The following is an 18,124-nucleotide window of genomic DNA, read 5'->3' as shown; positions in this document are numbered from 1 at the left end:
GAACTCCCCGCGCTCATCCAGTTGACGTTCGCCGCCCAGCTGCTCGTAGAAGTTGCAGGCGGGTTCGTTGTCCACTTCCGTGAATAGCGCCATCGACATCAGGCCATTGCCCAGGAGCCGGTCCACGGCCGCGGCGACCATGCGCTTGCCCAGCCCGCGCCTCTGGTATTCGCGGAGAAGATAGATCTTGTTCAGGCGGGCCGCCCATTGTGGATTGTCCTGCGTCGGATGACACCAGATGAAGCCGACGAGTTGCTTCGCGGGAGTCTCCAGCACGAGAACGAAATGGGTCGCATCGGTTTCGGCGAGCTTGTCCCGCCACTGCCATTCCCGAGTCGCATAGGTCGGACCCGACCCGAACGGCCCCACGTGCGTTTCGTTGAACGTGCGAACATGGAGCTCGGCGAGCAGGCGTAGATCGGCCATCGTCGCCTCTCGTAGCGTCAACTCGCCAATGGCCACCGGCGGTGCAACAATCCGTGGCGCGCGCACGGTGCGAAGGATTCGACGGACCAAGCGACGGAAGCGCATACAAAGAGTGCCAATCCACGCCCGGTCAGGGACGCTTCACGAATCTGAAGTAGAAAGCTGCGCCTATCAGCACGATCCCGACGTTCGCTGCCAACCGCGCCCAGAACCGGCCTTTGAAAAACAGCACGTCGACCGTGATGATCACGGCGACCATCAAGAGTATGTAGAGCGCGGCGGAGGTGCGGCTACTCACTTCAGTTCCCTTTTCGTGTGGGGGGCTGCGTAGCAATCGCTAAGCTGCAACGGAACCTCGGTGCTCGGAAGTTTCGGCGTTCGGCACCTTCGGCGTTCGGCAGTCTCGCCCTCCGGACTGAACAGTCTCGCCCTCCGGAACCGCCCGCCGTATGCTTCCATGAGAATGCTCACCCCACCGGCCCCCCCGATCCAACCCTCTGCTCCGCTCGCAGCAGGCCGCGACGCGCTCGATCGGGGCGCGTGGGACGAAGCCCGCACCCACCTCACCGCGACCATCGCTGAGCAAGAAACACCCGAAGCGCTCGAGGACCTCGGCCTCGCCGCTTGGTGGCTCGACGAACCCACGCTCACCTTCGACTCACGCGAGCGGGCGTACGTCTTGTACCGCGAACGACAGGACTCGCGCGGCGCCGCGCGCGTGGCGATCTGGCTCGTGTGGGACTATCTCGCTTTCCGCGGCGACTTCGCGGTCGCATCCGGATGGCTCGAGCGCGCGCGGCGTCTCCTCGTCGGCCGGCACGACACCGCCGAATACGGATGGCTCATGATTCGGGAAGCCGAGGTCGCGCTCTTTCGGCGACACGATCCCTCGGCCGCGATCGCCAGTGCCGCGCGTGCGGCGAAACTCGGGCGTGAGCTGGCGGATCAGGGCGTCGAGTTCACGGCGCTCGGACTCGAGGGACTCGCGCGGGTGAGCGCGGGCGACGTCGACCTCGGAATGCGCCGGCTCGACGAAGCCAGCATCGCGACGACCGCCGGCGAGGTGAAAGAGCTGCACGCCGTCGGTCTCGTGTCGTGCTGGCAGATCTTTGCCTGCGAGCGCATCCGCGACTACGACCGCGCGGCACAGTGGGTGGCACGCGTTCAAGAATTCACACGACGCTGGGGCCTCCGCCCGCTCTCGGCAATCTGCCGAACGCAGTATGCGGGTGTACTCATCTGGCACGGTGATTGGACGAAGGCGGAAGAAGAGCTGGCGGCTGCGACACGCGAGTTGCAACAGGCTCGCCCCGCGCTCACGAGTCCCCCCGTCGCACGACTCGGCGTGCTACGACTTCGCCAGGGACGCTTCGACGACGCCGAGCGACTGTTCGAGCAGTCGACCACGCAGCCGCAGTCTCGCGTCGGAATCGCGGAGTTGGCGCTCGAGCGCGGCCACGCCGCGGAAGCCGCCGCGTTGCTCGATCAGTATCTCGCGCACGCCGGCGACGCCGAGCCCACCGCGCGCGCTTCCGCGCTCGAGCTATTGGTTCGCGCGCATACGGAGAATGGCGCTCTCGCCGCGGCGAAAGTCGCGCTCCAAGAACTCGAGCGTATCGCGGCCGCCGCGGCCACGGCGTCGTTCGCCGCCTCGGTTGCCGCCGCGCGAGGCGTCGTGCAACGCCACCAAGGCGATCTTGCCGGAGCCGCGACGCACCTCGAGCATGCGGCCGATCTCTTTCAGCAGAACGGCGCGCCCTTCGAGACGGCACGCACGCGCCTCGACCTCGCCGAAGTGCTCATCGCGCTCGGCCGGACCGCGTTCGCCGAGCACGAGGCCCGTCTGGCGATGGAATCACTCGACGCACTCGGCGCCGAGCACGAGGCCAATCGCGGACAGCGTCTACTTCGATCCTTCGGCGGCGGAAAGGGAAAGCCGAGCGCCACGCCGTCCCTCACGGGCCGCCAGCTCGAAATTTTGCGGTTCATCGCACGAGGCTCGAGCAACTCCGACATCGCCGTGCGCCTCAAGCTCAGCGAGCATACCGTCAAGCGTCACGTCGCGAATCTGCTGTCGAGACTCGACCTCTCCTCCCGCGCCGCCGCAGCCGCGTACGCCACTCGCGAAGGACTGATTTAAGTCGGCCGTCGGCGTCGGTGACCGGTCACCGGTCACCGGTCACCGGTCACGGTCCACCCGTCATGGCCCAAACGGGCCACGCGGCTGCCACGCGCATCCATGGCTCTTCCGGGCGAAGCGGCTAATTCGCGCGCCCGGTATCTCTCGTCAGCGATTGTAGGACTCGAATCTGACGCAGAGAGAACAGCAGCACATGACGAGCGTTTCACTGAAACAGGTGTACGGCGGTGCGACTCCGCTTGGCGGTGAGTTGTGGAGTGCCCGCGCCCACGACTGGGCCGAGCTCATGGAGCCGGCGATGCGACAGTTGTACGTCGCCATCCTCGATCGCCTCGCACCGCTCGCGGGGACGTCGCTTCTCGACGCCGGCTGCGGCGCCGGTTTGTTCTGCCGGCTCGCCGCCGCGCGCGGCGCGGCGGTCGTTGGATTGGACTCCGCGCCGGCGCTGTTGGACATAGCGCGCCAGCGCGTACCGAACGGCACGTTCGACCTCGGCGACGTCGGCAACCTGCCTTACGACGACGCGACGTTCGACGTCGTGACCGGGATCAACTCGTTCCCGTACGTCTCGAGCCCGAGCGCCGTGCTGCGCGAGGCGAGGCGCGTCGCCAAGCCGGGCGGCAGGTCGCAGATCGTCATCGCCGCTTGGGGCCGCGCCGACGAGTGTGAAGCCGCCGCCTATCTCGACGCCATCGAGGCTCTGGTGCCTTCGTCGTCCGCCATCCCGGGTCCGTTCGCACTGTCGCAGCCGGATGCGCTCGAAGCCGTCGCGGCGGAGATGGAGCTCACACCCGTGGAGGTCGTCGACGTCGCCGTCGAATGGTGCTTCGCGGATCTGGACGACGCGCTCGACGCGATGCTGTCATCGGGTCCGGCGGTGCGCGCGGTTCAACTCGCCGGCGAGCGGCGCGTGCGCAAAACAGTCGCCGAGTCGATCCGCCCCTTCGGCACCGCGCGCGGCGAGTACCGCCTAGAGAACACGTTCCGCTACTTGATCGCGCGGGCGTGAGCAGAATAGCAGGAAGGTCGAACCGCAACCCACCACATCACTCTTTTTTAAAGGGAGCAACAACGATGCGCATTCTGACCGCAACAGTTCTCGCCGCGGCACTTGTCCTGCCCGCCCGTGCCCACGCGCAAGCGCCTGAGCTCAAGTGGGGCCCGGCACCCGCGATCTTCCCAGCCGGCGCGAAGTTGGCCGTGCTTCAGGGCGATCCCGGCAAAGCGGAACCCGTGACCGTCCGTCTCGACTTCCCGAACGGCTACGTGCTTCCGCCGCACTTCCATCCGACCGACGAAGCCGTCACGGTGATCCAAGGAACGTTCCAGGTCGGCATGGGCGACAAGGTCGACAAGTCAAAGCTCACGGCCATACCCGTCGGTGGCTTCGTCGTGGCCGGAGCGGGCCAGCATCACTACGCCGTGGTCAAAGGTCGCACGATCGTCCAGGTCAACCTGATGGGCCCGTTCGCGCTCACGTACGTGAATCCGTCGGACGATCCTACGAAAAAGGGAGTGGCCAAGAAGTAGGGCGATCGACGGGCCTGACTCGAAACTGCCGACTCAAACTGCCCTAGCGAAACTGCCCTAGTCCGAAACTGCGAGGTCACTCTGCATCTCGGCCTTTGGCAGTTTTGTCGTTCGGAAGGCCCGGCGCTCGGGCGTTTCGGCGTCTCGGCTTTCGGCAGTTTCGGAGTTCGGCAGTTTCGGAGTCCAGCCGTCTCGGCGTCCGGCCGTTATCGCGTCGCTCGTTGAACGATCCCAAACAACCAATCCACGTACGCGGCCGTTCCAACCCAAGGGAAGTCAGGCCTCCACTGATCCGAAGGCTGGTGGTAATGGTCGAACTTGCGCATCGCCTCGGCGCGCTGCGCGTCCGTGTATCCGCGCCACGTCCCTCCCGGGATTGGGAACACGATCGGCACGCCGCGCTGCGCGAAGACGAACACGTCGCTGATCGGCCGCGGCGCCGATGAAGTGGTGGTCCAGCCGCGCGCGCGCGCTAGTGAATCCGCGATGAGAGCGCCCGGGTTGGGTGGCGCTGACTGCATGAGCTGCCACGTCAGCGCCTCTCCGGCCGGCGATCCTGCATCGACCTCGATCAACAGCTTGAGCCGATCGATGAATGGCGCTGCGTCCGCGCGCGCGGCCAGCGCCTTCGCGCCGAGCAGCCCCTGCTCCTCGAGATTGAAGAACATCACGACTAGCGGCCGGTCGCCCGGCGATTGCACGTATCGCCGCGCGACGTCGAAGATCATCGCGATCGAAACGGCGTCGTCGAGAAAGCCATTGTAGATCGAATCGCCGGTCGCGTCGGGCGGCCCGACGCCCAAGTGATCGAGATGCGCCGTGATTCCGACGAGGTCACCGGTCGTCGTCCCTCCGCGCCCCGGAAAGACGCCGACCACGTTGAGGACCGTGTCGGCTGGATGTTCAGGAGTCGTGAATGGAACGAGCAGCGACGTGCCGAACACCGGCCGTGCCCCGAGCTGCTCGAGCTTTTGTCCGAGCTGTCTCGCGACGCGCGCGTTCTCCGGCGTCCACGGCCCTCGCCCACGATTAGCGTCCGACGAGAGATCCCGCGCCAGTGCCGCGATCGCGACGGTATCCGCCGTCGCCTGGGCTCCGAGCGTCGGCATACGAGACGCGAACGACGCGGCCATCACCGCGAGCCATGCGAACCCTCGATACCTGGCGACCCCAGCCAATGCTGCCCCCGAATCGGACACTCTATAGAAGTACACCGACAACCGTCGTTCGGTGAAACCGCGAGCCCGTCGATGCAAATGCTCGGGGTGGGATTGTCGTCCGCGGAGCGCCCCACCCGCTTGCGACCCGAAACAACCCGGGAGTTCGGTAGTTTCGTCGTTCGGGATCTTGGCGTAGGTTCGACGTACATGAGACCGCCGACGCGCCCGCTGCTTACGGCTGCATTCCTCGTTTTCACGGCCTGGCTCTCGCCCACGACGGGCGCTCAGACTCTGCCGAAGAAACTCGTCGCGCTCCTCGCCCATGCCGATGACGAAACCGCGGCGGCACCGGCGCTGGCGCGCTACGCCCGCGAAGGCGTGCAGGTTTTCATGCTCATCGCGACGGACGGGTCGGGCGGCAGCGGCTCGCAGACGTACCTCCAACGGTCCGACTCAGGCCCCGTGGGAGACGCGCTCGTCAAGGCTCGTGTCGAGGAGGCGCGGTGCGCAGCGGCGGCGCTCGGAGCGCAGGAGCCGGTGCTCTTCGCATTTCCTGACGGAAAGCTCGGCGACTATCTGGGCGATCGCAGTTTGCTCATGCGACTCACGGACCGCATCGCCAAGGAGATCGAGCGGCTGCGCCCGGACGTCGTGGTGACGTGGGGTCCCGACGGCGGCACTGGGCACCCGGACCATCGCTTGGTGAGCGACATCGCCACCCAGCTGCACCGCGCCGGCGTCACAGGCATGCCCGAGCGCCTCGTCTACATGTACTTGCCGGCGGAGATGTTCCGCCTGTCCAATCCGCAGCGGGGCGAGCCACCAATGGTCATCCCGCAGGCGAAGTATTTCACGGTCGAGGTGCCATTCACGCCCGGCGATCTCGAAGCGGCGAAGAAGGCGCTCGCCTGTCATCACTCGCAGTTCAATGCGGAGTTGCTTCAGCGAATGCTCCCAGCGATGCAGCATGTGTGGAACGGCACGGTCCGATTCGTCCCCGGCTCAGTGGTGGTCAGCGGCGGCGACCTGTTTCGTTAGCTGCACGGACATAAAAACACTATTGCCATTCTCCAACTCCCGATACGCGCGCTCGCGCAACAGCTGGAGAATGTGCTCGAACCTCCGGCCTGCTCACGTCGTCGAGCTCAATCCTCACAGCCGCCGCTCGGTGTTTGGCAATCTCGGAGTTCGGCTTCTTTGGTGTTCGGTAGTCTCGGAGTCTCGGCGTTCGGCAGTTTCGGCGTTTGGCAGTTTCGGACCTCGGCAGTCTCGGCGTTTCGGCAGTCTCGGAATTCGGGAGCCTTGCGCCCCCATCACCGGACCGGCGATATCCGCACGTGCGAGATGGCCGAGTTCGTGCGCGAGGACGTGCGATTGGACGATGCTCGACGAGCAGCCCGTCGCCGATAGAATCGTGTACGCACCGACCTCGATGAACCGTCCTTTGCGCGAGGGATCCTGTGTGCGAAACCGCGCCCCGTTGGGACGCCACTGAGTCACAGAAACGGGATGAGTTCCACGCACGCTGGCGTCGCAGTACTCGTTGGGCTCCGAGTGGAGGATGACCACGCCGCCATCCACGATGCCGTCGTCATCGCCGCTGTTCGGGATGCCGTCCGGACCGTCGTTGTCGTAGAGGCCGAAATCCACGTCCGCATCCACGGCCTGCAGCGCCAGCAACGTATGGTCGCCGAGCCCCGACTCGGTGATGACGCCGCGCGCGTTGGCGGCGGCGAAGGTGACCGACGTCGTAACCCATCGCGTCACGTCGCCGCGCAGGGTGAACGTTCCACCGGACGCCAGGCTATAGGTCTCCGCCAGCGGCCCCGCCCCGCCGGTCGCACCGCTGAATAGCTGCGCGGCGATGTCCGACGACGTGAGCGGAGACGCGGGACCGTCGGCGAAACGCGTGGGGATGACAAGAAGCCGCGAAGTCCCGTGAATGCGAACGCCCGCCGGGCTCACGACGTACGGCAGCCGGCTTGGGTCGTTGGTCGAACCGCCCTCCGTGGGTACCGAGCAGGCGGCGAGGCTGACCAGCAGCGTGAGGACGACCGGTAATCGAGTCACCACCTCTCCTCGCTCCATTGTGGCAAACTTTAGAGTACTCTCAGGGTGGTTGTCCGTCGAACCCGGCATTGGCCCGGCCCGCCGAGATCTAGCGGCCGTTAGCCAGCACCGTCGCATCGGGAAGAAACGCGGCGTGGTGTCGCGTGTGCACCGTGCAGAACCTTACCAGCTGAGGCAACGTAAGAGCGCCAAAGTAGGGATGCGTCACTCGCCGCCGTGGTTGCGACTGTTGTAAGTCCATGACCGTGGCTTCGAATTGCGTGACCTCCGTGGCCAACTCCGCGAGCAGTTCCGTTTGATGTCCAGGGCGATCGGGCGGGCGGGCCTCACGTGGCGCACGGCCTCCGTGCGGGATGCGGCCGCCGTCGAGAATTTGAGGCAATACTCGCCAGCGCCAGAGCCGACGCTGCCACCAGCGCCCCTTGAGTCGGAGCGTCGGCCCTCCGCGAAGATCGCGGACAAAGGCTGCATACGCGAGCGCGAGATGTTTTGCCTCCTGCGCCGGCGTCCACTTGCCGGGAGCTCGCTCCACATTCCACTGGTCAGGTGCAATGGCGGAGGCGTGAGCGGCAAAGGCCCGTACCGCGGCCCCGTGGTCCGTCAGCAGCTCCGTCATCGAGGCCTGGGCTACTCTCAACCCGACCACGGGGCCCTATCAAAAGGGTTGACGCCCGTCTCGGCGATGCCGCTTACGAACAGCTTCAGTCCGTCGAGACGGATCACGAGGTCTCCATGGTCGGCCCAACTCCTTAGCCAACCTGCAAAGACATCATATAAAAGTTCGCGCGCAACGGCAAACAATCAATGCCGTAGCATCGTTCTTTCAAGCGGCCGGGCAGCGAACCGCGCGCCCGACAAAGCTCTTCCCCTTCCCTCATTCACGGCCCACCTTGTGGCGTGACGTCGCCTCCAACGCACCTCCAGGCGCACCTCCGGTCGGCACTCGCCGACCGGTATCGCATCGAATCGGAGCTCGGCACCGGTGGAATGGCAACGGTGTTTCGCGCCACCGATCTGAAGCACGGCCGGGCCGTCGCCATCAAGGTGCTTCGACCGGAACTGGCGTTCGTCGTCGGCGCGGACCGATTCGCGCGCGAGATCAGGACCACGGCAACGCTGCGGCATCCCCACATCCTGCCGCTCTTCGACTCCGGCGAGGCCAACGGCGCGCTGTTTTACGTCATGCCGGTCGTCGACGGCGAGTCACTTCGCGATCGGCTGAATCGTGAGAAGCGACTCCCCATCGACGACGCGCTGCGCATTGCGCGCGAAGTCGCCGACGCACTCGGTTATGCGCACGAGCGCGGCATTGCGCACCGGGACATCAAGCCCGAGAACATCCTGCTCGAACGTGGCCACGCGGTGGTCGCTGATTTTGGCATCGCGCGCGTACTCGCGTCGTCGGACGACAGTCGTATCACGCAAACAGGATTGGCGGTTGGAACTCCCGCGTACATGAGCCCTGAGCAGGCCGTTGGCGAAACGACCGTCGATGGCCGCAGCGACCTCTATTCGCTCGCCTGCGTGTTGTACGAGATGCTCGCCGGTGTCCCGCCGTTCTCTGGTGCGACCGCGGCGTCTGTGACGTCGCAACATCTCGTCGCCGAACCGCCGGCGGTAACCGATGCGCGTCCGGAAACACCCGTCGCCGTCTCCGGTGCGATCCGTCTCGCGATGGCGAAGGATCCTGCGGCACGCCCTTATCCGGCGGCCCGATTTGTCGAGTCGCTTTCGTCTGCCGAGAGTGCCGCCGCGAGTTCACCCTCGCTCGCGCGCCAACGAATGCCGCGAGTGACGGCAACACGTGTCGCAATCGGGTCGGTGTCGATTGTCGCGGCACTCGCGGTTGGCTGGCAGTTCTCGCGGCGCACGAGCGGTGCATCGCCCATTCGGCGCATCGCCGTGCTGCCGATGGCCAACGAGACCGGCGACTCGACGCAGCAATTCTTCGCCGACGGCATGACCCGCGAAGTGATCTCGACGCTCACCGACGCGGGCGTCCACGTGCTCGGCTATCGCGCGGTGGTCCCGTATCGTGCGTCGACCAAGCCATTGCCGGACATCGCTCGTGAACTCGGTGTCGACGCCATCGTTTCCGGATCGATCGTGAAGGCCGGCACTGTCGTGCGACTCTCAGCCGAGCTCATTGACGCGACGAACGAGGAGTTGTGGACGCGCAGCTTCGAGCGCCCCGCGGCCGACGTGATTGCGCTGCAACGCGATGTCGCCGCCGACATTGCGCGCGGCATTCGTGTGCGGCTGACACCCGAACAGGAGACGGCGCTCAGCACGGCGCGACAAGTCGATCCGCGCGCGTACGCGGAGTTCTTGTTGGGACAGGAAGCCGCGTCGCTCCGCACGGCCGAGGGATTTCAGCGCAGCGTGACGCACCTGCATCGCTCATTGGCCATCGATTCGACGTACGCACCGGCCTGGGCGACGCTGGCCATCACGAACGCGTACGCATTGATCTATCAGACCACGTCGCGCGATTCCGCATTTGCCAACGCCATGCGCGCGGCCGATCGCGCCATTGCGCTCGATCCGCGCCAGGGCGACGCCTATTACGCGCGTGGCATGGTGCGCCTGCACAATGCGTGGGAGTTCGGTCCGGCCTACGCCGACTTCGCGCATGCCGACTCGCTGCCAAGTTCATCGCTGGGGCTCGGGGTACTCGGCTGGGCGATGTGGGAAATGCACGACTTCGATGCCATGGCGAATCCGTCGACGCGACTGATCGATCTCGAGCCAAGCACCGCGCAGTGGCGGAGCGATCGCGCGTGGGGGCTGTGGTCGAGTGGACAGGACTCGGCGGCGCTCGAGTCGGCACGCATCGGCACGCGTCTGGATTCAACGTTCTATGAAGTGTTCGACATTCTCTCGCTCGTGCTCGCGGACGTCGGCGACAGCGCGGGTGCGCGGCGGGAACACGAGCGCGCACGACGGATTGCCGGCGGCGACTACTGGGTGCGCACGTTCAACGATGGTCTGTTGGCGAACGCCCGTGGTGATCGAGCGGGGCTCGCGAGGGCGATTCACTCGCTGGAAGGTGATCCGCGGGTATCCCAGCTTGGTGGTTTGTTGTTGCTGGCCGGCGATAAGGATCGCGCGTACGCCACGCTCAATCGCGCGGTCGCTGCACGCGACCTGGATCTGCTGCAGATATTGAACGCGATGCCGGCACTGTATCCGTTCCGGCAGGAACCGCGCTTTCAGGCGCTGCTCGCGCGGATGGGCATGCCGGAGCGACTGCGGAAATAGGGCGGGGTCGCGAGTGAGCGCTGGAAGCTCGGCATCAGCCGGGCGCGACGGAAAGGAGTTCCGCTTCGAACAGAATGTCCTGCGCTCCACGATACAGCACGTAGCGCCCCATTTCCTCGAGTCGCTCTCCGCCCTCGACGACCTCGAGAAAGTGATTGCCCGCGAGCTGACCGACCTTGCTCGCGAAGACCGCGGAGCCATACGCGAACAGTAGCTCGGTTTCGCTGATTCCGCCGGGATACCATAGCAGGTCGCCCGCCGACGGATGGCTCGTGTGATTCTCATGGCCGACGCCGAGCTGGTAGTCGCCGAGCGGAATCCAGCAGGCCTCGCCACTCCAGCGGGCGTGAATCAAGCGCTGGCGATAAGGAAGCAAGGCGGTGAAGGCAGCGCAGGTGTTGGGCGCGCGATCGATCAGGAGCTTCGCCTTGAAGACGAAGGTATTTGCGACCGTGATCGTGATCCGCTGAATCATTCAGAGTGATGCCGAGGCGGCGATTCGCGCACTCGGCGTGCCGACGTTGGCTGCTTTCATACGATACTGGAGTCTGCGCGGATGGGACTGGGGCGCGCCAGGTGACTTCCCTGACACCATGACCGACGCGGCCATTCGGCCGGCGACGCGCACTAGGCCGAACGCGGTCGCGAGGTTGTTCTCGGTCAGCGTTCCGTCGATCCTATCGCGCGAGGTCAGCACGCCGGCGAAGTGCGAGGTGTCCGTTCTTACTGGAACGGTGCCCGACCCGACAATGGCGACGATCGCGAGCTGCAGTGAATCGTGCGAAATGGTGCCGCTGACCACCAGCGCGCCCATAGGCCCGGCCTCGCCGGAGAACGTACCCACGCCTTGGACGACGCCGCCCGACTCGTGGAGGTCGACGAGGAAGGAGTTGCCCGGATTGAGCATTCCGTGAGTGTTCTCACTCCACGAGCCTTCGACGTCGTGATCGACCGGAGCCGTCGGCGCATCGCACGAGCCAGCAGCCGCGAGTATGGCCGTCGCCGCAACGACTTGAAAGAACGATCTCATGCCTGCCCAACTGTTCGACCTCCACATCAGTCACGCGGATAACCAGCGGTTAACACCCGTGCTTGCTGGCGATCGTCGGGCGCAGGCGCGCGTGACCCACCTACGCGTTCGGCGACAGTCTTCAAGCGTGCGTAGAGCGGACTCACGGTGCCGGGTTTCTGTATTACCGGCGCGTTGCGCACTCCGCGCGACGGTACGTCAAAGGTGGCCGTCAGGACAACGCTCGACGCCACCTCGGGCAGCTCGACCCGGATCACCTGCGCCGTGACCACCATCAGAGTGTCGCCGCCCACGACATGGGCGCGAGTTCGCACGGTCTGCCCCGCGCCGTCCGCAGCCGTATCCGCCAGCTCATACCCGGTCGCCTGCAGCTCTTCTCGAACCCGCGCCATCGCCGCCGGCGGCTCGAGGTGGAGGAGCAGTGTCACCCCGTCTTCGGTACGATCGCCATACAAGGCGCTCGCACCTACAGGCGAGTAGGAGCGTGGCGTGCGCACGCACGCACTGCTCGTCCCGGCTACGCAGAGAACGAGTGCCAACGTAGCGCGGTGGCGACGCAACGGACGCTCGCAGTCGTCAGAGTGAATCGGATAGCGACGGGCATGGACGGTCATCGACAATCACCCCGGCAGGATGTCGGTTGCGGACCGTCCTGAGGCGCCGTAATGGCGCAGCAGCCTATCCAGCATCGGGCAACTCCTCGGGGTCGGCGAGAAACCATTCGATGCGGCCACATCCCGTGCACGTGGCCGTCGCCGCGCTGCGGTTGGGCCAATCGAGTTTGAGGAAGGTCATTCCGGCGGTGTTCGACTGCGCGCGTCCCTGCCCATCGAACACCCCGAGTCGAGGTCTCCGCATGGCGCACATTTTGTACAGCCGCGGTATGCCGCGAATTGGAAGTTTATACCGCAGTGGAGTGGGAGCACGCCCTAACGTCGCATCACTTCGATGCTACCACCTTGGCTAAGCTGCAAGGCAATTATATAGAAACGCTGCTCGGAGCGCAGCGCAATCAGTAGCGGCCTTGTCACCTTCAGCGTTCGTTAAACGGCTCTGTCCCCGGAGCCTGACGTGGCGCGGCCGGGTCTGAGACGGAGGCCGACGCCAGCGATGAGGAATCCGGCGAGCCCCCCGGCGATGACCCCGGGTACGGCGCTCGCGTACGGGTTAAAGGGATGCAACAACTCTCCAACGATCGCGCCGGCGACCGTGCCGAGTGCGGTTACAAGAATCGCCCGGCCGAGCGGAACACGTCGCAGCAATCCCCACGCCAAGGCCGGGGCGCCTACAATTCCCGCAGCCGCCCCCACCGCCGCACCCATGCTCAGAATTGAGAGGACCTCGTGGGACGCGAAAGCATGCAGACCCTCCTCAATGATGGCGACGGCGAGAATCGCTGCGATTCCGCAAAGGCCACCGATGACACCGCCGGCCACTGCAAGTCCGGCAGTGACTATCCCCGCGCGCGCCAGACGTTCTGTGTTTGGCATGATGCCATCGAGCCGTATGACGCGTTGACTAAACTGCAAAGGACCTTAAGAGTTTGCCGATACCGAGCAATTTGATGCGACGAATTCCGGGGAGCCTTAGCGGATCCAGTCGCCGAGACGGCGCCATCGGATGGCGGTCACGGCGCGGATGTAGTCGACGCCTCGGTCAGGATCATATGAGTAGTACACGAACATGGGCGTACCACGCAGGTTTGCGCGCGGTACGGGTCCGTAGTACCGGCTATCGACGGAGTTGTCGCGGTTGTCGCCCATCATGAAGAACATGCCGGTGGGCACGACGAGCGGCCCCCACTCGTGGAGGCTGGGAACCGGTACCGGCTCACCGAATCGAGAACCGCGAATCTCGACCTGATGCTGCCAGGCGAAGATCGGCTGCGGCTGGTCCGCGAGGGAGTCCGGAAGACGAAACGAGTTGGGTGACGATGCCACGGCGCCGTTGACGATCAGCTCCCCGTGGCGCATGAGGAGCGTGTCGCCGGCGACGCCGACGATGCGCTTCACCAACGTCGGTGTGACCTCGTCGGCGGATATTCGAATCGTCATGTCCTGCGGCGGCGAGATGAAGACGGTGACATCGCCCCGCTTGGGGCTGGCATAGCCCGGTAGCGAACGACTCGTGAATGGGATGTGCGGCCCGAAACGGAGCTTGTTGACGAAGAGCCAATCGCCGACGAGAAGAGTTGGCTCCATGCTGCCGCTCGGAATCCGAAAGGCCTCGGCGAGCAGTTGCCGGGTGCCGAGCACGATCGCGACCACGGGCAGCACGCCAATGATGAACGCGCGAGTGCGGACGGCCAGCGACGCACGTCGAGCAGGCGTGGAGCGGACCGCGGCGCGCGCCGCCCGTTTACGTCGAGCCTTGCCCATTTGTGACGGCTCCGGATGGAGGACTAGTTGAAATCTACGCGCGATGGCGAAAGAAGCGCCGCATGCTACCGTTTGCGTAGCACCCACGTCGTCATCGATCGCAGGTTCTGCACGACGGTCGTCTTGATCGGGTCGACGAGCTCGGCTCCGAGGTCCTTCGTCACCTGCATCAACATCGCCTCGTCGACCAGGTACCGTTCGGTGCCGTCCGCCATCGCGTACCAGCGATCGTGCAAATGCCGGACGAGACGTTCGGCCCCGATCGTGGACGCGAGCCGGCAGAAGAAAAGCCCTCCCGGCTTGAGCGTCCGCCAGCAGCCCTGCAGCATCGCGTGGAAATGATCGTCGTCTCGCGCGAAGTGCAGGACGGTGTTGATGATGACGACGTCGGCGAAGAGATCCGGGAACGAGTGTGATTCGACAGATTCGACGCGGAAGTTGTCAGCCGGTAGGTGCGGCGCGAGGCGGCGTACGGCGTCGATCGCCTGCGGATCGGGATCGGCGCCGAAGTCCTCGTACCCTGCGCGGAGCAGATACACGATGTTCCGGCCGGTGCCACAGCCGGCGTCGAAGATCGTCATCCCCTTCGAGACGTTGCCGCGCAGCAGCTGATCGAAGACGTAGATGTCGATCGCGCCAAACTGTTCCTGGAGAGTGGGCATGAACGTTGGAACGCGATCTTCGCTATGTCTGTTCATCGAAATAGATGCCGCCCTGACTCAGACGCGCTATCAAAGTGCCGACGTCTCATCAGAGATTGAGAGTGTTATACTGCGAGCTTTTTGCCGTATAACACTCACCTCCGCTGCTTTCATGTGCCGAAATCCCGTCGGCACCCGGCAGTTTCGGAGTTCGGCAGTTCCGGAGCTCGGCAGTTCCGGAGCCCGGAAGCCTCGGAGTTCGGCAGTCTCGGCGTTCGGCAGTCTCGGACTTCGGCAGTCTCGGCGTTCGGCAGTTCTCGATCCCACAGCATTCGTCCCCCTCCCCTCGCCTCAATACTTCCACCACGCCGCCGTCATCCCCTCCGGCATCTTCCGCAGCCCGAACTCCGCCATCTCCCGCAGCCGGTCCGCGCTCGTCCCCGGCCCGCTCCAGCAGTGCGGCTTCTGATCGCCGTACACAAAGTACCCCTCGTAGTGCGGATTCGTCGTCGTCTTCATCCAGGCTTGCAGCTCGCGCGTCGCGCGGTCGAGAAAGAAACTGTCCATGTTGCCGACGTAGACGTGGATCTTGTCCACGAGCTTCGGGCCGACAGTCGTCCAATTCTTCTGGAGATAGTGCAAGAGGTCGTAGTTGTCGCTCCAGTACTGCGTCACCGTGTGGTCGATCGCGCCCGTGCGCGAATCCACCGCCGGTTTGAAGAAACCGTCGGCGCCGATCGGCCCCCACACCGCTTGCCAAATGTCTTGCTGGCCAGTGCCCGAGCGGCCGTGCGTGCCGTTCACCAGCTCCATCCAGTAGCGCTGCTGTGCCGTCTGCCGAATCTCTCCGTTGACCTCGCGCGAGTTCACGGTCGGCGTGAGCTGCCACTGGCTGTAATTCTTGTAGAAGGCGTTGACGTCCTTGTACATGTTCACGCCTTCGACGTCGCTGAACGTCACGGGGTCGGGACACGACGACCACGTGCCGCCGAAAAAGTCCGGATGATAGATCTGAAGCGCGAGCGACTCCCATCCACCCGTCGATCCGCCCGACAGCCACCGCGCCCAGGGCTCCCTGATCACGCGATAACGCTTCTCGACCTCGGGAATGAGCTCGTTCATGATCGCGTCGCCGTACGGGCCCATGTTCACGCTGTTCACGGCGTACGAATCGTCGAAGTACGGCGTCGGATGCTGGAAGGTGACGGCGATCATGCGCGGGAAGTTGTCGGACAACCACGCATCTCTGAACGCCGCGCCTCCTCGGCCGCCCCCCGCCGGGTCGAATCCATACGGCGCACCAAGACCGAAATGCCCCTGGATGTAATTCACGGGATAGCTGATCGTCGCCGTCTTGTAGTCGCGCGGCAGCAGCACCGTCGCGCCGAGGTAGATCGGCCGGCCCCAGAACTTGGTGAGCGACGGACTCTGGAACTTGAATCGCTGCACGTACTCGTTGTCCGCCGGGACCTGAATCGGCGGAATCACTTTGTCGGCGACCAGCTTCACGACCGTCGCGGCCCTCGGATCGAAGTGCACCTTCTGCGGCGCGCCGTAGATGTTTCCGGGGGAGCGCGGCCAGTTCTGCCCTTCCCACTGGTCGTCGTGCATCCATAGAGTGTGACCGTCCGCCCGCTTGAACTCCGAGTAGACGTTCACGAACGGCTGGATCCAGTAGTCGCCGGCCGGAATGTCGGCCAGGTCGAACACCGGAGTCCCCAGATCCGCGCCATTTATGGTAGCGGCCGCGCCGGGAGCGAGGCGCTCCACGTCACGCCCAAACAGCGGCGTCCCCACTCGGCCGATCTGCGACCGCGGCTCGCGGGTGCTGTCGCCGCTGATGACGACGTAGACGCGTCCCGTGAGCGGCTCGTTGCGCACCGACGGCGGAACGCGAATCTCGAACTTCGCTTTCGCTCGGCCCGACGGCCCGGGGAGAATCACCGACGTTTGCGCCGCGGCGGTGGCGCACAGGAGAGTCGACGCAAACGCGCCGAGCGTGAGTGAGCGTGGAATGGTGGCCGTCGACCGGTTGGGTTGGAGCCTAATAAGAGCGCCGGCCTCCGCTGGCGCAATCCAACCGATGTGACGCCATGCCCTATCGCCTTTCAGCTCACAGCTCATGCTCAAAGCTGTCGCTCACGGCTAGGCTCGCGCCACGCAACGAGATGCCGGTGCTGCCGCAAATGGCCCGACATGTTTGTCTTTTCGGTGCGACGAGCAAGGTCTCCGGGTCCAACGTTTCAAATGCGCGGAGGTAGGCGTCGAGGCGCGCTGTGCGCTGTCAGTCATGATCCGCCTTCGTATGTGCCTGAAGTGTTTGATTACGGCCGCCCGAGATCGGCGCACGTTTGTCGAAGAAATCGATCATCGGTAGCACCTAACTCTGGTGCTCGCCACGCGGGGGCCTTGGGTCCCGCCCAGGGCCATTCCATGTGAAAGATCGGTGGTGCGTCGTCTAGTGCGAGCTCCTGGCTGACGCTCCGAAAGCCGAGGGGGTGGCAGCGGACCAGGAGGCGAATGCGGCTTCGGTTGAATCGCAGCGAATCGGCCTGTCGCGTTTCTTCGTGACGCGTGAGGAACCAAATCAGCAGCGCGTGTTCACTGGCGACATTCTCGACGTGTTGCGTATCGGCCGCGATTGTGAAGCCGCGGGCCGCGAACACGGTCGCCCATGCCGGCGGTTGCGCCAACGGAATCGGTGTCGGCCGATAGGTTGGCCGTGCACACGCGCCCCCGAAAAGAATACTCGCGACAACTGCGGCACGTGCGGTCGTAGGCACCATCTCGGTTTCAACCACGCGAGGCTGCGCTCAGGGCAAGGGTGAAGGGTCACCCCCGCGCACTAGAGGACGACGCTCAACAACGAGAGGGGGAGGCGTTGAGGGTCGTCGCCGCGTCAGCGTGAGTTAGCGGGACGACTCGTCGGCACATTGCCATCAAATCGCAGATAGCAATGAGAACATTCGCGGGCCAGAAGGTTGCGATCCAGAAGTCGTCCGCAGCGCGGACATCGCCAGATCCTGACACTGAGAAGCGCTGCGCTGCCCCAAACAACGGCGAACCACCAGCCCGCGCCCCCGCCGTCGCGGATGAGCGCCGCTACGCCGAACGATAGCGCGACAACGGTCCCCACCGCAGCTCGGCGGCGGCGGACACTGCGACCGAAGGCGACGAGCTCCGTCGGCGTCGGATTCCGGATGAAGTCCATAACGACGATGATGTTTCTAGCAGCCTCAAGCGATCGCGAAGCTGCAAGCGAGTCATATAAGATTGCGCAGCCGCAGACTTCGTAACAACCGCACATCGCTTGACAGGTTCAGCGTTCCTTAGAGATCACGGTCGCGAGAGAGCACGGTCGCGGCATCCCGAACGCCTATCGCTTCGGCGAGGCAGGCAATGACGTCGCGCACGACGGCTTGCGCCGGCTGCATGGTGGCCACCACGCGAATCGGCGCGGCGCCAATTGCTCGTTGCAACTCGGAATC

General features: G+C 64.9%; 18 protein-coding genes. 5 read left to right on the top strand and 13 right to left on the bottom strand.

Annotation, left to right across the window (positions count from 1 at the left end; translation table 11 throughout):
• Together VGQ44_22055 and VGQ44_22050 are read right to left on the bottom strand one after the other, a co-directional pair.
• On the bottom strand, positions 1-531 hold a 531-nt coding region (locus VGQ44_22055; GenBank protein ID HEV8449522.1), incomplete at its 3' end, for a GNAT family N-acetyltransferase.
• Between the two features lie 25 nt (positions 532-556).
• On the bottom strand, positions 557-724 hold the full coding sequence (locus VGQ44_22050) for a hypothetical protein (GenBank protein ID HEV8449521.1): 168 nt from the start codon (positions 722-724) through the stop codon (positions 557-559).
• Between the two features lie 159 nt (positions 725-883).
• On the opposite strand from VGQ44_22050, the gene VGQ44_22045 reads away from it, so the two are divergent.
• The 3 genes from VGQ44_22045 to VGQ44_22035 all read left to right on the top strand — a co-directional run bounded on the left by VGQ44_22045 (position 884) and on the right by VGQ44_22035 (position 4,096).
• Entirely contained in the window at positions 884-2,566 is a 1,683-nt protein-coding gene (locus tag VGQ44_22045) for a LuxR C-terminal-related transcriptional regulator (protein HEV8449520.1), read from the top strand.
• 193 nt (positions 2,567-2,759) lie between these two features.
• Positions 2,760-3,575, top strand: coding sequence for a class I SAM-dependent methyltransferase (locus tag VGQ44_22040; protein HEV8449519.1), 816 nt, complete (start codon positions 2,760-2,762; stop codon positions 3,573-3,575).
• Positions 3,576-3,640: 65 nt separating this feature from the next.
• Positions 3,641-4,096: a cupin domain-containing protein gene (locus VGQ44_22035; protein ID HEV8449518.1), complete on the top strand. Its 456-nt coding sequence runs from the start codon at positions 3,641-3,643 to the stop codon at positions 4,094-4,096.
• Between the two features lie 206 nt (positions 4,097-4,302).
• On the opposite strand, the gene VGQ44_22030 is transcribed toward VGQ44_22035, so the two are convergent.
• A complete protein-coding gene (locus VGQ44_22030) occupies positions 4,303-5,205 on the bottom strand; it encodes a M28 family peptidase (protein ID HEV8449517.1) in 903 nt (300 codons plus the stop codon).
• 258 nt (positions 5,206-5,463) lie between these two features.
• Between VGQ44_22030 and VGQ44_22025 the strand changes: the two genes are divergently transcribed.
• Positions 5,464-6,294: a PIG-L family deacetylase gene (locus VGQ44_22025; GenBank protein HEV8449516.1), complete on the top strand. Its 831-nt coding sequence runs from the start codon at positions 5,464-5,466 to the stop codon at positions 6,292-6,294.
• 114 nt (positions 6,295-6,408) lie between these two features.
• On the opposite strand, the gene VGQ44_22020 is transcribed toward VGQ44_22025, so the two are convergent.
• Together VGQ44_22020 and VGQ44_22015 are read right to left on the bottom strand one after the other, a co-directional pair.
• The gene (locus tag VGQ44_22020; protein HEV8449515.1) at positions 6,409-7,326 is read right to left on the bottom strand and encodes a hypothetical protein; all 918 of its coding nucleotides are present in this window, start codon (positions 7,324-7,326) and stop codon (positions 6,409-6,411) included.
• Between the two features lie 88 nt (positions 7,327-7,414).
• Entirely contained in the window at positions 7,415-7,942 is a 528-nt protein-coding gene (locus VGQ44_22015) for a DinB family protein (GenBank protein ID HEV8449514.1), read from the bottom strand.
• Positions 7,943-8,223: 281 nt separating this feature from the next.
• Here VGQ44_22015 and VGQ44_22010 point away from each other — a divergent pair, with 281 nt between their 5' ends.
• On the top strand, positions 8,224-10,587 hold the full coding sequence (locus VGQ44_22010) for a serine/threonine-protein kinase (GenBank protein HEV8449513.1): 2,364 nt from the start codon (positions 8,224-8,226) through the stop codon (positions 10,585-10,587).
• Positions 10,588-10,621: 34 nt separating this feature from the next.
• Here VGQ44_22010 and VGQ44_22005 read toward each other — a convergent pair whose 3' ends face one another.
• The 8 genes from VGQ44_22005 to VGQ44_21970 form a co-directional block, all read right to left on the bottom strand.
• Positions 10,622-11,062, bottom strand: a complete 441-nt coding sequence (locus VGQ44_22005; GenBank protein ID HEV8449512.1) for a DUF3830 family protein — start codon at positions 11,060-11,062, stop codon at positions 10,622-10,624.
• A complete protein-coding gene (locus VGQ44_22000) occupies positions 11,063-11,617 on the bottom strand; it encodes a hypothetical protein (protein HEV8449511.1) in 555 nt (184 codons plus the stop codon).
• A gap of 26 nt (positions 11,618-11,643) precedes the next feature.
• Entirely contained in the window at positions 11,644-12,045 is a 402-nt protein-coding gene (locus VGQ44_21995; protein ID HEV8449510.1) for a hypothetical protein, read from the bottom strand.
• 250 nt (positions 12,046-12,295) lie between these two features.
• Entirely contained in the window at positions 12,296-12,475 is a 180-nt protein-coding gene (locus VGQ44_21990; GenBank protein HEV8449509.1) for a hypothetical protein, read from the bottom strand.
• A gap of 728 nt (positions 12,476-13,203) precedes the next feature.
• The gene (gene lepB / locus VGQ44_21985; protein ID HEV8449508.1) at positions 13,204-13,995 is read right to left on the bottom strand and encodes a signal peptidase I; all 792 of its coding nucleotides are present in this window, start codon (positions 13,993-13,995) and stop codon (positions 13,204-13,206) included.
• Positions 13,996-14,060: 65 nt separating this feature from the next.
• Entirely contained in the window at positions 14,061-14,693 is a 633-nt protein-coding gene (locus VGQ44_21980) for a methyltransferase domain-containing protein (protein ID HEV8449507.1), read from the bottom strand.
• A 294-nt stretch (positions 14,694-14,987) separates the two neighbouring features.
• The gene (locus tag VGQ44_21975) at positions 14,988-16,580 is read right to left on the bottom strand and encodes an alpha/beta hydrolase-fold protein (protein ID HEV8449506.1); all 1,593 of its coding nucleotides are present in this window, start codon (positions 16,578-16,580) and stop codon (positions 14,988-14,990) included.
• Positions 16,581-17,965: 1,385 nt separating this feature from the next.
• The gene (locus VGQ44_21970; GenBank protein ID HEV8449505.1) at positions 17,966-18,115 is read right to left on the bottom strand and encodes a hypothetical protein; all 150 of its coding nucleotides are present in this window, start codon (positions 18,113-18,115) and stop codon (positions 17,966-17,968) included.
• Positions 18,116-18,124: the final 9 nt, after the last annotated feature.

This window comes from Gemmatimonadaceae bacterium (assembly GCA_036003045.1).
Classification (GTDB): domain Bacteria; phylum Gemmatimonadota; class Gemmatimonadetes; order Gemmatimonadales; family Gemmatimonadaceae; genus JAQBQB01.
This window is presented reverse-complemented; position numbering and strand designations above follow the sequence as displayed.